The 15,242-nt window shown below is 40.3% G+C and carries 10 protein-coding genes and 1 other RNA gene; 8 read left to right on the top strand and 3 right to left on the bottom strand.

From position 1 onward, the window contains the following. Position 1 precedes the first annotated feature (1 nt). Entirely contained in the window at positions 2–1,258 is a 1,257-nt protein-coding gene (locus DXB52_RS16800; protein ID WP_472519989.1) for an FtsX-like permease family protein, read from the top strand. A 20-nt stretch (positions 1,259–1,278) separates the two neighbouring features. Next, positions 1,279–2,742, top strand: coding sequence for an ABC transporter permease (locus DXB52_RS16795; RefSeq protein WP_472519988.1), 1,464 nt, complete (start codon positions 1,279–1,281; stop codon positions 2,740–2,742). Positions 2,743–3,166: 424 nt separating this feature from the next. Here DXB52_RS16795 and DXB52_RS06210 read toward each other — a convergent pair whose 3' ends face one another. Both DXB52_RS06210 and DXB52_RS06205 read right to left on the bottom strand, forming a co-directional pair. Next, complete coding sequence (locus DXB52_RS06210) at positions 3,167–4,318, bottom strand: IS91 family transposase (RefSeq protein WP_118106763.1); 1,152 nt, start codon at positions 4,316–4,318, stop codon at positions 3,167–3,169. Beyond that, positions 4,311–5,162 (bottom strand): tyrosine-type recombinase/integrase, encoded by an 852-nt coding sequence (locus DXB52_RS06205; protein ID WP_118106762.1) that lies wholly within the window; start codon positions 5,160–5,162, stop codon positions 4,311–4,313. The genes DXB52_RS06210 and DXB52_RS06205 overlap by 8 nt, the downstream gene beginning before the upstream one ends. A 287-nt stretch (positions 5,163–5,449) precedes the next feature. Here DXB52_RS06205 and DXB52_RS06200 point away from each other — a divergent pair, with 287 nt between their 5' ends. Beyond that, on the top strand, positions 5,450–5,767 hold the full coding sequence (locus DXB52_RS06200) for a hypothetical protein (RefSeq protein ID WP_081733101.1): 318 nt from the start codon (positions 5,450–5,452) through the stop codon (positions 5,765–5,767). A gap of 289 nt (positions 5,768–6,056) precedes the next feature. On the opposite strand, the gene ssrA is transcribed toward DXB52_RS06200, so the two are convergent. After that, positions 6,057–6,401, bottom strand: a transfer-messenger RNA (tmRNA) gene (ssrA, locus tag DXB52_RS06195). Between the two features lie 292 nt (positions 6,402–6,693). Here ssrA and DXB52_RS06190 point away from each other — a divergent pair. The 5 genes from DXB52_RS06190 to DXB52_RS06175 all read left to right on the top strand — a co-directional run bounded on the left by DXB52_RS06190 (position 6,694) and on the right by DXB52_RS06175 (position 15,000). Beyond that, positions 6,694–9,432, top strand: a complete 2,739-nt coding sequence (locus DXB52_RS06190) for a response regulator (RefSeq protein WP_118106761.1) — start codon at positions 6,694–6,696, stop codon at positions 9,430–9,432. Between the two features lie 369 nt (positions 9,433–9,801). Continuing rightward, the gene (locus tag DXB52_RS06185; protein ID WP_117825874.1) at positions 9,802–10,623 is read left to right on the top strand and encodes a zinc dependent phospholipase C family protein; all 822 of its coding nucleotides are present in this window, start codon (positions 9,802–9,804) and stop codon (positions 10,621–10,623) included. Between the two features lie 76 nt (positions 10,624–10,699). Continuing rightward, the gene (locus DXB52_RS06180) at positions 10,700–11,404 is read left to right on the top strand and encodes an ABC transporter ATP-binding protein (protein WP_015529299.1); all 705 of its coding nucleotides are present in this window, start codon (positions 10,700–10,702) and stop codon (positions 11,402–11,404) included. Between the two features lie 9 nt (positions 11,405–11,413). Further along, positions 11,414–12,475 (top strand): hypothetical protein, encoded by a 1,062-nt coding sequence (locus DXB52_RS16790; protein ID WP_472519987.1) that lies wholly within the window; start codon positions 11,414–11,416, stop codon positions 12,473–12,475. A gap of 80 nt (positions 12,476–12,555) precedes the next feature. Next, on the top strand, positions 12,556–15,000 hold the full coding sequence (locus DXB52_RS06175; RefSeq protein WP_318550715.1) for an FtsX-like permease family protein: 2,445 nt from the start codon (positions 12,556–12,558) through the stop codon (positions 14,998–15,000). The last annotated feature ends 242 nt before the right edge of the window (positions 15,001–15,242 follow it).

The raw sequence follows: 15,242 nt of genomic DNA, 5'->3' as shown, positions 1-15,242 counted from the left end.
TATGTTTCATAAGAACATTCCAAATAACAATGAAGATATAATCCGATTCCTGGCTAAAAATTTTGCGGGCACAAAAAAGGTGAGAAATACGATTTTATTTTGCTCAGTAGTAATCGGTATTGTTGCTATAACCATGGTCTTCGGAATCTCCTGTGGAAAAATACAAGCAGAAGAAATAAGATTAACCCGAGAAAATGGAACTGCTTCTTCGGGCAGAATAGAAGATGGAACAGAAGAACAATATGCAAAATTAAAACAACTGGATTATATAAAACGGGTTGGAAAAAGTATTTTTGTAGGTGAAGCTACAGACATTTCAGATGATAATGCAAAAACGATATGTGATGTAGTATGGGCTGACTCAGAAAGCTGGAACAATTTTTTGAAGCCTGCATATACCAATATAATTGGAAGCTACCCACAGAAAAAGGATGAAATTCTATTGTCTAAGCGGGCATTGAAAAAACTTGGTATTTCTGAACCGGAACAGGGAATGGAAATAAACTTAGATGTATACAAAGGTCTGTTCGAACATTCGAAAGAAAAATTCAAACTATGTGGATGGTATACGGACTCTGGAAATAAATTAGCAATCGGATATATTTCACATGACAAAATTAATGAGTTAAACCTGGAAAAGGGTCCCTATACTTTACTTTTCAGTCAGAGCAATCATTTAAGCAGAAGCAAAACAGAAGAAAAATTATATCAGGCATTGCCGATGAAGAGTGCAGATCAGAAGATATACGTTTCTGATACAGCACAATATACTGCCGTTTCTAAATTCGCAGGTGGATATGAGATGGTGATATTAGGAACGCTAGGTATTTTGTGTGGAATATATTTCCTTGTGCGTAATGTTCTTTGGATATCCATGAGTGAAGATATTCAAAATCTCGGATTACTCCACACGATTGGAGCCACAGAAAGACAGATCACAAAAATATACCGGAAACAAATGCGGTTACTCATGTTAAAAGGTTCTGTCTTAGGGAGTTTGATTTCTGTATTGATTTTGGTCTTATTGATACCGGAAATATTAGGGTTTCATTTTTATCAGGAAATGGGAGGAAATATGATACTTTCCTTTTTCAGACCATGGATTCTTTTTCTTTCTGTTGTATTTGTAAATGGAATTTTGTGGATGGCATCAGAAGGCGTTATTAGAAAAATCACGAAGCTGTCTTGTGTCGAGAGTGCCACTTATGATGGAAATATGGGTGACAAAAAAATAAAACATCCTGGAAACTGGTGTTGAAACGCTCTGAGACAGGAGAAATGTTTTATATTGCATGGGGAAATATAACACGTCATAAAGCACGATTTATCATTACAAGTATTTCCATCTTTTTAGGAGTCCTGTCTTTTATTCTAATGAATGTACTTACAAATGGATGCGATTATAAGCATCTTCTTGAGAAACGCCCTGATTTTTTGTTGGCAGGAGAGTTTAGCGAATTCGGGAAAAGCCAGGGATGTGGGGAAGAATATAAAACCAGAGAAATCGATGTTGATCCTTTGTTAACACAGGGAGACGGTTTGGAACTGTTGTATGACAATGATTATGATGAATTTTCACCAATCTCTCAAGAGTTAGAGGAAAAACTACACGAGATAGATGGCATTGATTGGGAGAACTCCAATCTGATCGAAGGAGCCTATGTAACTACGGTTATATCTAAGAAGGGAATTCGTCCTTATGACGAGGGGCTTTCGAATCTTACAGATGGCAATATGGTGGAAGGATTTAGCTGGGATACTGTACAAGTTATAGATGAAAATCAAATCTTGTCACTTAAGAAATACGTGCAGGATAATCAATTGAATATTGACGTAAAATCTTTGGAAGAAGGAAATGGCGTATTAATTATACATGATCATATGCTGACTCCGGAACAGCAAAAACTTGCAGATGAAGCAATTGGAGAACCGGTATATTTTAAAACGCTGCTTTCAAAAGAAGATGCAATTCGTAGAAAAGAACAAAATAATTCTGATAGTAAAGAGAAACAACAGGAAGACGATTTCCTACAAAAGGAATCCGCAACATTTACTCTATGCGGTTATTTAGACCAGCAAAGCGATAATTTCCCGGAAATACATCAATCCTGGCATGGAGAAGGCAGTTTATATTATTTTATCAGTGAGAAAGGTTTTCAAAAGATACCGACTGAGAAAAAGATATTAACAATGGAATTAACTGCTGATCCGGAAAAAGAACCTTATGTGAAAACACAGATCAATGAGCTGATATCCGAGGAAAATAAGAAACGATCCGAAATGACAGAAGTATCAATGGATGAGGGAACCGGCGAAGCAGGAGTTTTTGTTATCTGTAAATCAGATCTGATGCAGCAAAAAGAAACATATATGAGAGGAAATCGAATTCTCTTAGGTGCTGTAAGTATCATATTATTCATTGCGGGATTGACTAATTATTGTAATGTTGTATTTACCGGGATGTACACTCGGAGAAAAGAATTTGATATTATGAAAAGCATTGGGATGACCGATAAGCAAATGAAATTAATGCTTTTTGGAGAAGGCAGTTTTTATTTTATGTGTGTGATGGGATTGTTGTTTACTGTAGGAATGGTCACTTTGGTTGGAGTAAAGATTTATATGGAAAATAAATTGTCATATTTTACATTTCATTGGCCGATCCTTAGTACTGTAGGTGTAATGTTTTCTTTAGTGCTTATTAATGTTGTGGTTACACATTTCATATGTAAGAAGACCTGAAAGGGAAAAGCCTAAGTGGGAAGATACCATCACAAACCGAATGATGCACTGGGCATATACACCGGAATAGAAAGAAGCAGTAGGATATCGCATAGGCACAGTGGATATGATATACTGTGTCTATGCGATATAAAAGAAAAGTACAAATTCTTTAGGTTAGAATCGATGATGGGGTAAACGAAAAAGCAGTTTTGACATTTCAGTGAACTGCCCCTTCGTTTACTCCATTTTCGATTTGACCTTATTGAACAAAGTGAGCGTCCGAGTAGATACTACCTATGGACTTTTAATCTTTTGTTCTTATCCATGATTATACAGGATTTCCTATGCAGACGCTACAGAAATCAAGGATTTTTAGATAAATAGATACAACAATAAAACCTCAGGATTTTGAGGCTTAAAAAACATATAAAAGATTTAGATTTTAACACCTTTGCGGTATTCTCAGTTGTGGTTTTCCAAGATGTCCACCGCAGGATTTACATACACAGATGTTTATCCCGTATAGCTGTTTCAGTATTTCCGGCATTTCCTTATCCCTGAGCTTTGAAAGATATTTTTTGCATCCGAGAAGATTCCGGCATAAAGTGAGTTTTTTGTGTTTGCTGCGGGAACATAGAAGTCCATAATGCCGGATCCTGACAAAGCGTCTGGTGGGCACATGCATCAGAAAACGCCGTATAAATTCAATGCCGGAAATGGTCAGTTCCTTCCATTGTCCTTCTTTCCGGTAATCCTTAACAGAAAAAGTAACATTTTCATCATCCATATGGATGATGCGGTGATTGCTGATAGCGATCCTATGGGTATATTTTCCAAGGTAATCAATCACAGATTGTGCACCGTTAAAAGTTTTCTTACAGTAAGGAACCCATTCTGTGTCATAACAGGAATCTATAAGTTCTTTGAATTCATAATGATTACGGTATTTTTCTGCTGTTCCATGAAACTCAAGCTGATCTGTATTCCAGAGATTTTTCAGTTCATCCATATATTTCCCACGAAATACTTTGGAGATAGCCCATATAGGGAGAAAAAACTCCGTACCATTATCTTTCCACTCATTTTTCGGTGTCAGTCCACCGCCGAGCAGTATCATATGAATGTGAGGGTGGAAGTTCATTTCAGAGCCCCATGTATGAAGGATGCAGATATAACCAACGGAAGCTCCAAGGTGCTTTGGGTCTGATGTAAGTTCTTGAATAGTAGCAGAGGCTGCATGATAGAGCGTGTCATATAACAGTTTCTGATTACTGTAAATGACTGGGTTCAGAATATCAGGGACTGTAAACACCAGATGGAAATAAGGTGCATCAAGTACATCTTCCCTGAGGGCATCCATCCACATTTCCTTTTGGACTGCCTGACACATGGGACAACAGCGGTTACGGCAGGAATTATAATGGATCTGGACAGCACCACAGTCTTCACATACACTGATATTTGCACCATAAGCTCCTGTTTTACAGTTCAAGATGTTCCGGGCAGTTTTTGCCTGTTCCGGGGATGGAGAATACTTTTCAAGGTATGCTGTATAAAAATGTCGAAAAATATCCTGGACAGTGGGTTTATTCATGGTCAGCACCATCTTTCCTGTCAAAAGGGCTTTGAATGCCCATGAGGGATTTGTTGCTGACATGAAGATAAACTTCCGTAGATTTCGGATCACGGTGTCCAAGCAGTGCTTGAATGTTATGCCGTTCTATGCCCTGTTCCATCAGATGGGTTGCAAAGCTATGGCGGAGACAGTGCGGGGTTGCTGTCTTTGGAAGTTCTGCATCAGCTACTGCCCGTCGCATTACCTGTTCCAGAGTACTGACTGTTAGATAATTACCGGTAAATTTATTCGGAAACAGGATGCCACGGGGACGACCTTTCTCAAACCAGTATTGTGTAAGGATATCCAGACAACGTTTGGAGAGAATGGTATAACGGTCCATTCTATTCTTGGTATCCCGGACATGGATCTGCATATTTGAACGGGAGATATCATCATAATGAAGATGGATCACTTCAGAAACTCTCATACCTGAGGAATATATGACTGCGAACATAGCCTTATATTTGATATCATCAACAGCATCTAACAGGCAGTCAATCTCAGTGGCAGTCAGTACAGTAGGAAGCTTATGTTCTAGGATCATACGTGGAACTGTGATGTCATCCCAAAGGATATGCAGGACATTTCGATAGAAAAAACGGATGGCAGAATTGTAAAGATTCAGAGTTGTGGCTTTCAGTCCTTCCTCTTTTTTCGCAAGCAAAAAAACCCTGACATCCTGACAGGTAAGTTCTTTGGGATTCTTATTCTGATATTTCAGAAAGTAAGAAACATAGTTTTTATAGCAACTGATGGAACGTTCTTTGAGGTTACGGATTTTCCCGGCTTCCTCAAGCTGTTCTAAATATTTTTCATACATAATAAAATCCTCCATATAAAATCAGTAGTTATCAGAAACACTGCTTTATACGGAGGGGCATTGGGGTCATAAAACCGCTTGCCAACCAAGTGGAAGGGTGGTATTCTTTTCATAGGCAGTGGAGAGGTCGATCCTGTTTGATTGTTATTTTGTGGTGATTTAACAATACTACTTTTAGGACTTGCTTTCCACTGTTTTGTTATAGAAAACAGAAAATCGCTATGCCACAGCCTCGGCAGGCCATCGCGTAGCGATTTTGTTCAATCGGGATTTGAAAGGATGATGATATGATGGATAAATTAAAAAAGAACATGGTTTTCTACCTACTGTTGCTGATAGATTTTTATATCGTTCCTTGGTTTATAAAAAACACAGGAAGTGCAATGATTGTTATGTTAGTAATTATTCCTCTAATATGTTTAATAACCTCTGTTTTTTATGGGATTAGGAATGGTTTTAACTTCTGGTATATTTTGATTGTAGCAATAATGTTTGCGCCATCTATATTTATATTTTATAACTCAAGTGCATGGGTTTATGTAGTTGGATATGCTGTTATTGCATTATTGGGAAATTTAATAGCATTGCCATTAGGAAAAAGATAACTTCAAGTTTGTATGCGACAAACATTTGAACACTTTTTGAACACCGCAACCGTGATGAAGTCTTCAAAGCCCCTTTCTATCAGTATTTGAGATTAAGTAAAACGGTTCGATTCCGGTCTGCGGCATTATTTTTTCTCTGAGATTCTTGTGAAGTCAATGTTTGCGAGCATCTCAGAGTTTTTTATGCATTCCATTTGCAAGTAAGGATATTATTCAAAAAATAACAGCATTGCATCTCATCTTACGAGATACAATGCCGTTATTTTGAAGTCTTCACACTTTCATTGAAAAGTGGACCTGGCGGGAATCGAACCCGCGTCCAAAAACCTGTCCCATGTACTTCTACTATCATAGTCAGTTATTTGACATTCCCTCTGCCGTACGAAAACTAACATCCTTACGGGTTCAGTAGCTTCATAATACGCCTGACGGCTCAAAGCTTTGCCATCATCGTTTCTCACATAGTCGGTGCCAGATTCCTAAAGTGTGAGTGCTTCAGGGCTGACATGCAGCATTTAGGCTGCAGCTAATTCGAAATTATCGTTAGCGTTTAATTTTAAGTTTGCGATTTAACGCATCAGCCTACGGATAGCTTCTCCATCTTCGAGATCCCTGTCGAAACCAGTACAAGCCCTGATCAGGTAGAGTAATGAATACTCTCTACTGTAACAGACACGTCCTTGCGTGTGCTGTACATATTAATATAGTAAAAAGAAATATAAATGTCAAGTGGTTATTGCGTTAAAAGAAGTAAAAAAGCAGTAAAAAAGTTACTGTTCACACGCTACTATCCTGCGAGGCGTTTTGGCATGAATATGCCAAAATCCCGAAACATTGTACAACCTTTACAAATTCATCCATTATCATTGCTATTTTTTAGTAAAAAGAGTATACTTTAAAGCACTAAACATCAGGAGTATAAAATTATGAACACACACTCATCTGGATATTACAGCATAGACAAAGACTATAATATCCTAAGCTATAACGACACTGCCAAACAACTGTACCCCAATCTCCAGCCGGGAGTGAAATGCTATAAGGCACTTATGGGGCTTGATTCCCCATGCCCGCCCTGCCCTGTAGCACTGGGGATACAGGGGCCAAAGACCTACCTGGATCCGATCCGTCATATTTATGAGACAGTTGATGCAGTAGAGACTGTACAGCCCGACGGTAGCAGAGGACATGCACTTGTATTCAGCACAGTAGCCGAAGGAGAAAGCCTGTCAAAGTCTATTCCCACAGGTGAGAACTCTCTCCGTCTGCTGGGTGCCATCAACCTGCTTGCTTCTGACTACATGTCTGTTTATGGCGTAAACCGGGAAACCGGGAAAATCTCCGTATATCGTTCCAGATTTACTGATGCTTTTGCGGATATTAAAGATAATGCAGACTATAAGCTGTCATTTAATTTTATCATCCAGAAATATATTCATCCGGATGAGCGTTCCTATGTGTCCAGACACCTGAATTATGAAACCCTGCTGGAAAGACTTTCTCAGGAAGCCTCTTTCAAAATCCATTTCAGGGTTGTCACAGATACTGTCCATTACTATTATCTGCTCATTGCCAGAAACGGAAACGCCGATGACTATCGGGATTTCGTAATTGCAGTGGCCTGTGAAGACAATGATGTGACAGCACGCAAAATCTATGAAAATCAGCTCCACTCTCTTCTGGCATCCATTACCCATGCTGCCGGCTACTTTCATCTCGACCTTACAGATGATAAGATTCTGAAGATCGGAGGCACTTCTGCCCTGGCCTATAAGATAGATGCTGACGCTTCCATTGACCATTTTATTGCAGAGACTGCTGTTTTTATACCGGTATTAAAGGACAGAAATGATTTCATCAACGCATTTTGCCGCAGTTCCCTGATGAAAAGCTACGAGGACGGTCAGGTAGAGGTCACCAGAGTTTCCCGCTGTCTCTACGATGACAATATAACCAGGCTTTCCAAATATGTGACAAGACTGCTGCTCAATCCTTCCAATAACCATCTGGAAGCAATCCTCTACGGTGAGGATGTCACCAGAACACAGGAAGCCTATGAGACACAGGTAAGTATTGTCCAGACACTGAGCAGCAACTACCTGAACGTATACCTGATCAATCCCAGAGAAAAAACTCTCTCTGTGATCAAGCAGGAAGACCGCGATGTCCCTGCTCCGGACAAAAAACACAACAATACATACCCCTATGATCTTTTCCTCTCAGACTATATCTGGCAGCGTGTATATCCGGATGACCGTACAATGCTGGAAGAATCACTGGAACTGGATAATGTAATGAGTGTTTTGTCCGGTCAGTCCGAATACAAGGGGAATTACCGGATAAATGACAGGGATGGTATCCATTACTATCAGTTCCGCTTTATCAAAAACGAAGACTCCGGTATCATTGTTCTGGGATTTTTGAATGTGGACGATGTGGTGGAATCAGAAATCAGACACCAGAAGCTTCTCAAAGAAGCTCTTGATACTGCCGAACGTGCCAATGCAGAGAAATCCAATTTTCTTTCCCGTATGTCCCACGATATGCGTACGCCGTTGAATGGGATCATTGGTCTGATGGAAATTGATAAAAAGCACGAAAATGATATCGGATTCCTGAAAAGTAATCGTGAAAAAGCATTCATTTCAGCCAGTCATCTGCTCTCTCTTATCAATGATGTACTGGATATGTCCAAGATCGAGGAGGGCGGACTTGTACTCAACCATGAACCTTTTGATCTGATCAGATATGAAAAAGAGACACAGATGCTGATTGATATGCAGGCACAGAAAAACGGCATTGATTTCACCGTTCATATCGCACCGGAGATATACGAACATCCCTTTGTATACGGCAGCCCTCTGCACCTCCGTCGTGCCATGATGAATATTTACAGTAACTGTATCAAATACAACAGAGAAAATGGGGCAATCCATACGGAGATCCATGCTCTCCCTTCTCATGATCATAAGCTGGTCTGCAGATGGACGATCTCTGATACAGGAATCGGCATAAACAAAGAATATCTGGAGAAGATCTTTGAACCCTTTACTCAGGAGAATATGGATGCCCGAAGTGTATATCATGGCACCGGACTGGGTATGAGCATTGCCAAAGCGCTATTTGAACAGATGGGTGGTACCATTGAGATTTCCAGTACTCCGGGTATCGGAAGTACTTTTGTGATCACTTTGCCATTTGAAGAGGCAGAAGAAACGGATATCTCTTCTGAGCCAGAATCTGAGCGAAACTCCATTCAGGGCATAAAGATCCTGCTGGCAGAGGATAATGAAATAAACAGAGAAGTGGCACAGGTACTCCTTGAAGAGGAAGGTGCTGTGGTAACTGCAGTATCCAATGGCAGGGAAGCTGTAAAACTTTTCTCCCGTCACCCCGAGGGGACATTTGATGTGATACTTATGGATATTATGATGCCTCTGATGGACGGATACGAGGCCACACGCCAGATCCGGAAGCTTGACAGGACGGATGCTTCTTCCATTCCCATCATCGCACTGACCGCTAATGCTTTTGCAGAGGATGTACGCCATGCACTGGACTGTGGTATGAACGCACATTTAGCCAAACCACTGGATGTAAAAAAAATGATCCATACGATTGCCTGTTACTGTTCAAGGGGATGCATAAGTCATTGTAAAAAGTGACGAATTTTTATTTTTTTATATTGTGGATAATTATGTTCAGGGGATCCTTGTACACGATCATGACCGGACCTTTTATAATTATGGAACGGATCATCAGGAATGTCTTGCACCAGAAAATATATTTGACAGAGTGTCCAGGATATTTGGATAAAGAAAACCGATGGCTTTAGCTGTTTCCCAGTTTACACCATCGGTTTTCTTAAGTCCAGTTAGCCCTTGAACAGTAACGTAAAAATTTAGCATTTTTAATGTCATTTCACATATTTTTTATAAAGATAATTACTGTCAGACAGGGAAGAATGTGTTAATATAATAATATGAGTAATTATAAATCTTAACAAGAAAATTCAGAAAAAGGAGAGGTTTCTTATGCCAACAACATACGCACATTATAAATTCGGAAAAGAGGTGCTCAGCGCACTTCCAAGACCCCTTCAGAATTCTATAGAAGCGCATAGAGAGTTGTTTGATATTGGGTTACATGGACCGGATATCTTATTTTATTATAATGCATTAAAGAAAGATCCGGTGAATGAACAGGGGCATACACTTCATGAACAATTTGCCGATGAGTTTTTCCATCATGCAGTTGAAGTGATTGAGAAAGCAAAAGATCCGTCTGCTGCGCGTGCATATATTTATGGATTTATCTGTCATTTTGCTTTAGACAGTGAATGTCATCCTTATGTTGAAAAAATTATGCAGGTAGGAAGAGTTTCACACAATGAGATTGAGATGGAGCTGGATCGAATGATGCTGACGGAAGATTATCATGATCCTTTGCGCTATCTGACAGCGAAGCATATTCATCCTAAGATGGAGTATGCGGAAGTGATCGCACCATTTTTCAAAGATGTAACAGCCGAGCAGATCTATAAGGCATTAAAAGGGATGGTTTTTTATCATAAGCTGTTTCTGGCACCGACATCTGGAAAGCGAAAAGCGTTGTTTCTTGGGATGAAGGCAGTGGGGAAATACGATTCATTGCATGACATAGTGATGAGTGTAAAGCCAGATCCGTTATGTCAGAAATATTGTAAGGTTTTAAAACGGCAATATTCAGGTGCAGTGCCGTTAGCTGCGAGTCTGATCGTACAGTATCAGAAGAAATTATTCCAGGATACACCGCTTCCGGAACGTTTTCATGAGACATTCGGTGCAGGAGAAGAGTGGGAGAAACTGCGCCTGTAGAGAATCGAAGAAAAGAGTAACAGACTGCTTGCCAGGAGAGATGCAGAAGAAGAGAAAAAGAGTCAGGAGAATGTAGATGAAGGAATTCGTTAAAGTGCAGGATATCACGAAAACTTATAAAATGGGTGAAGTTGAGATTCATGCAGTGGATCACATCAGCTTTTCGATTGAGCAGGGAGAACTTGTTGTAATTGTTGGACCAAGTGGTGCAGGTAAGACAACTGTGCTTAATATTCTCGGCGGAATGGATACAGCAACAAGCGGGAAGCTGTATGTAGATGGAAAAGATATTACAGCTTATAATTCCAAACAGCTGACAGGATACCGCAGAGATGACATCGGATTTGTTTTTCAGTTTTATAATCTTGTGCCGAATCTGACCGCATTGGAAAATGTTGAGCTTGCGTTGCAGATCAGTAAGGATCCGTTGGATGCACAGGCAGTTTTGGAGGAAGTTGGTCTGGGGGAACGGAAGAATAATTTTCCGGCACAGCTTTCCGGCGGTGAGCAGCAGCGAGTTTCAATCGCGAGAGCATTAGCGAAGAACCCAAAGCTTTTGCTTTGTGATGAGCCAACAGGTGCATTGGATTACAATACAGGAAAATCAATTTTGAAATTACTTCAGAATATGTGTAGAGAAAAGGGAATGACAGTTATTATCATTACACATAATCAGGCACTTGCGCCGATGGCAGATCGATTGATTCATATAAAAAATGGACAGGTAGCAAGAATGGAATCTAATGAGAATCCGACTTCGATTGATGAAATTGAATGGTAGGGGATGTGGATGAAGAAAGCATTACGAAAAAACTTTTATATGGAGATCCGTCATAGTCTTGGACGTTTTTTATCCATTTTCTTTATTGTTGCGATAGGATGTGCATTCTTTTCCGGAATTCGTGCATCAGAGCCGGATATGAGATATTCAGGAGATACATATTTCGATGAGAAGAACCTGATGGATATTCAGGTAATGAGTACAATGGGACTGACAGAAGATGATCTGGATGCAATTCGTGCTGTGGATGGTGTATTGGATGCAGAAGGAAGCTATGCAACAGATGTACTTTGTACGATTCGGGGAAACCAGGTAGCAGTTCATGTTATGGCGCTCCAGGATAAGATGAATCAAGTTCAGTTAGAAGATGGCAGGCTTCCAGAAAAGGAAAATGAATGTGTAATAGATGCAGATTATCTGGATGGAAAGAATCTGAAGATTGGGGATAAGATCACATTATCGAGTGGGACTTCGGATTCTTTGGAAGATACACTCAAGACAGATACATTTACCATTGTTGGTACGGTCAGCAGTCCGGAGTATATTGCATTTCACAGAGGCAGTACAACAATCGGAAATGGAAGTGTCAGTGCCTTTCTTTGCGTTCCGGAGAAAGCATTTTCATTAGATGTGTATACAGAGATTACAGTGCAGGTTGAAAGTGCAAAGGAAGCGACTGCATTTACGAAAGAATATGAAGAACATGTGGATTCTGTGCTGAAAAAGGTGCAGGCAATTAAAGAGGAAAGAGAACAGGCCAGATATGATGAGATTGTTTCGACAGCGCAGGAAAAAGTGGATGAAGCACAAGAAGAGTTAGCTCAGGCAGAGCAGGATCTGGCGGATGGAAAAGAAGAGGCAGAAGAAGAACTTGCAAGTGCAAGAGAGAAACTTGATGCAGCGCAGAAAGAGCTTGAACGGGGAAGAAATCAGCTGGCAGCTCGAAGCTTGAACTGGAGCAGTCGAGAAATCTTCTGGTATCAAAACAAAAGGAACTGGATCAGTCCAAAGCACAAGTTGAGCAGGGAGCACAGGAACTTAGTGAAAAACAGATTACACTTACAACATTAAGAAATCAGCTGGCACAACTGAAAGAGCAGGAAGAAAGTCTGGAAGATCAGAGACAAGAGCTTTTAGAGCAACAGACACAGATGCAGCAAAAGAAAGATGAGCTTCTGAAAGCAAAGGAAGAATTGCAGCAACAGGCAGAAGACTATCAGTCCGCGTATCAGCAGATTTATCAGCCGCTGAAACAGTCTTATGAAGAATTAAATACACAGTATGAACTTCTTTTACAGAACTATGAGGCACTGAAAGAAGAATATGACCGGAAACAGGAAGCAGGAGAAGAAGATCCGGAATTAAAAGCTCAGTTAGAACAGTTGGAAGCTGAAAAAACAGCAATGGAAGAGAAGTTGACTGAATTGAAAGCAAATCTGGATAAAATGGAACTGGAGGCGAAGGCTGCCGAAGCAGAGATTCAGAAAAACCAGACAAAGATCGAAGCCGGATTAACGCAGATCAACGAAGGGCTTCCAGTAGTTGAAGCCGGGATAGCTCAGATTGAAGCGGGTATTCCGGTATTACAGGATAATATACAGAAACTGACGGATGTGCTGACACAGGGGGATGCTGCAATCCTTACCGCAAGTCGGCAGATAGATCAGGCGAAGGCGCAGATTACATCCGGTCAGCAGCAGATTGACAGCGGATGGCAGCAGATCAGTGAGGGACAGAAGAAGATTGAGGAGGCACAGCAGCAATTAAGCAGCGGAACAAAGGAGCTGGAAGACGGTTGGGCAGAGTATGAGGAAGGTCGTATAGAAGCTCAGAAGAAGATTGAAGATGGAGAACGGCAGATTACAGAAGCAAGAGAAGAGCTTGCGAAAGCACAGCAGAAGATTGATGATCTTGAAAAGCCAAAGTGGTATGTCTATGATAGGAACAATCTGACAGAATACAGTGGATATGGAGATAATGCAGATCGTATGCGGGCAATCGGTAAAGTGTTCCCACTCATTTTCTTCCTTGTTGCAGCATTGATCAGTCTGACAACAATGACACGAATGGTAGAGGAGGAGAGAACGCAGATCGGTATTTTGAAGGCTCTCGGATATGGAAATGCTTCAATTGTTGGAAAATATCTTTGGTATGCGATCCTTGCGACATTAACCGGTGGTGTTTTCGGAATTCTGATTGGAGAAAAGATAATTCCATATATCATTATCACTGCATATAAGATCTTGTATCGTCATATGTATGATGTTGTGATCCCATATAATTTGTATTATGCTGTAACAGCATGTGCAGCGGCACTTGCATGTACAGTAATCGCAACACTGTTCTCCTGTATGAAAGAATTACGAGAGCAGGCAGCAGAATTGATGCGTCCGCCGACACCAAAACAGGGAAAACGAGTATTTCTGGAACGAGTTCCGTTTATCTGGAAAAATCTGAATTTCACGTGGAAATCAACCGTGCGCAATCTGGTGCGATATAAAAAACGCTTCTTCATGACAGTATTTGGAATTGGCGGTTGTATGGGCATGATGTTGTTTGGTTTTGGATTAAAAGATTCTATTTCAGCAATCGTTCCGCTTCAATACGAACAGATTCAGCTTTATGATGGAGACGTTATTTTAAAGGAAGATGTGACAGAAGAAGAGAGAAATGATGTCCAGAAAGAACTGGATGCGGATAAGAAGGTATCAGTGACTGCAGAAAATCTTTTGAAAAATATTGAGGTCAGTTCAGGAGAGTCTTCTCAGGAAGTTTATTTAGATGTACCAAAAGATGTGGAAGCATTCAAAAAGTTTGTCGTGATCCGGGATCGGAAGACAAAGGAAATTTATTCATTGGAGGATAAAGGAGCAATCCTGACTGAAAAAGCAGCGAAACTGCTGGAAGTCAATGTCGGTGATAAATTAACGATTGATACAGATGATGGAGAGAAAACAGTCTTGATCAGTGCAATCTGTGAGAACTATATGGGACATTATCTCTATATGACATCTGAAGTCTATGAAAAGACATTCGGTGAGGCTCCGGACTATAATTCGATTTATTATAGAACTCAGGACCGTACAACAGAAGAGGCAAAGGATGTCGGCGAAAATGTAATGAAGTGTGATGGAACACTTAGCATCAGCTATACGACAAGCCTGAAAAAGCAGGTGGATCATATGCTGGAGAGTCTGGATATCGTGATTATTGTATTGATTATTTCAGCAGGAATGCTGGCATTTGTAGTGCTGTATAATCTGAATAATATTAACATTACAGAGCGCAAGAGAGAACTGGCAACATTAAAGGTACTTGGATTTTATGACAAGGAAGTTTCTTCTTATGTCTACAGAGAGAATATCCTGCTGACCTTGATTGGGGCACTGGCGGGATTGGTGATCGGAAAAATTCTGCACCGTTTTATTGTTGAGACAGTGGAGATTGATTCCGTTATGTTTGGACGAAATATAGATCCACCGAGTTTCCTGTATGCCTTTCTGCTGACAGTGGCCTTTTCCTTGTTTGTCAATGGAGTGATGTATTTTAAATTAAAGAAGATCAACATGGTTGAGTCACTCAAGAGTGTGGAATAAGACAGATTTGTCAGGAAATATAATAACGAACATAATAATGGATTGCAGAGAAGCTGCATGGAACATAGATACAATCGTGAAATGTTCCATGACAGCTTCTTTGTTGTTGCCGGCCGCATATAGCGTAAGCAGCAACCGCATGTAGCATGAACAGTAACTTTTTGTTAAAAAGCACTTGAAATATACCTGTAGGGGGTATATATTAATAATTAGAAAATATACCCCTGGGGGTTATACAACAG

Source organism: Ruminococcus sp. OM04-4AA, from assembly GCF_003462585.1.
In the GTDB taxonomy this organism is placed as follows: domain Bacteria; phylum Bacillota; class Clostridia; order Lachnospirales; family Lachnospiraceae; genus Mediterraneibacter; species Mediterraneibacter faecis.
This window is presented reverse-complemented; position numbering and strand designations above follow the sequence as displayed.

Coding starts and splice junctions, on each gene's coding strand:
- DXB52_RS06185 (WP_117825874.1), top strand. CDS start 9,802: ATGCCAACAACATACGCACATTATAAATTCGGAAAAGAGGTGCTCAGC.
- DXB52_RS06210 (WP_118106763.1), bottom strand. CDS start 4,318: ATGAATAAACCCACTGTCCAGGATATTTTTCGACATTTTTATACAGCA.
- DXB52_RS06180 (WP_015529299.1), top strand. CDS start 10,700: ATGAAGGAATTCGTTAAAGTGCAGGATATCACGAAAACTTATAAAATG.
- DXB52_RS06175 (WP_318550715.1), top strand. CDS start 12,556: ATGCAGCAAAAGAAAGATGAGCTTCTGAAAGCAAAGGAAGAATTGCAG.
- DXB52_RS16800 (WP_472519989.1), top strand. CDS start 2: ATGTTTCATAAGAACATTCCAAATAACAATGAAGATATAATCCGATTC.
- DXB52_RS06205 (WP_118106762.1), bottom strand. CDS start 5,162: ATGTATGAAAAATATTTAGAACAGCTTGAGGAAGCCGGGAAAATCCGT.
- DXB52_RS16795 (WP_472519988.1), top strand. CDS start 1,279: ATGTTTTATATTGCATGGGGAAATATAACACGTCATAAAGCACGATTT.
- DXB52_RS06200 (WP_081733101.1), top strand. CDS start 5,450: ATGATGGATAAATTAAAAAAGAACATGGTTTTCTACCTACTGTTGCTG.
- DXB52_RS16790 (WP_472519987.1), top strand. CDS start 11,414: ATGAAGAAAGCATTACGAAAAAACTTTTATATGGAGATCCGTCATAGT.
- DXB52_RS06190 (WP_118106761.1), top strand. CDS start 6,694: ATGAACACACACTCATCTGGATATTACAGCATAGACAAAGACTATAAT.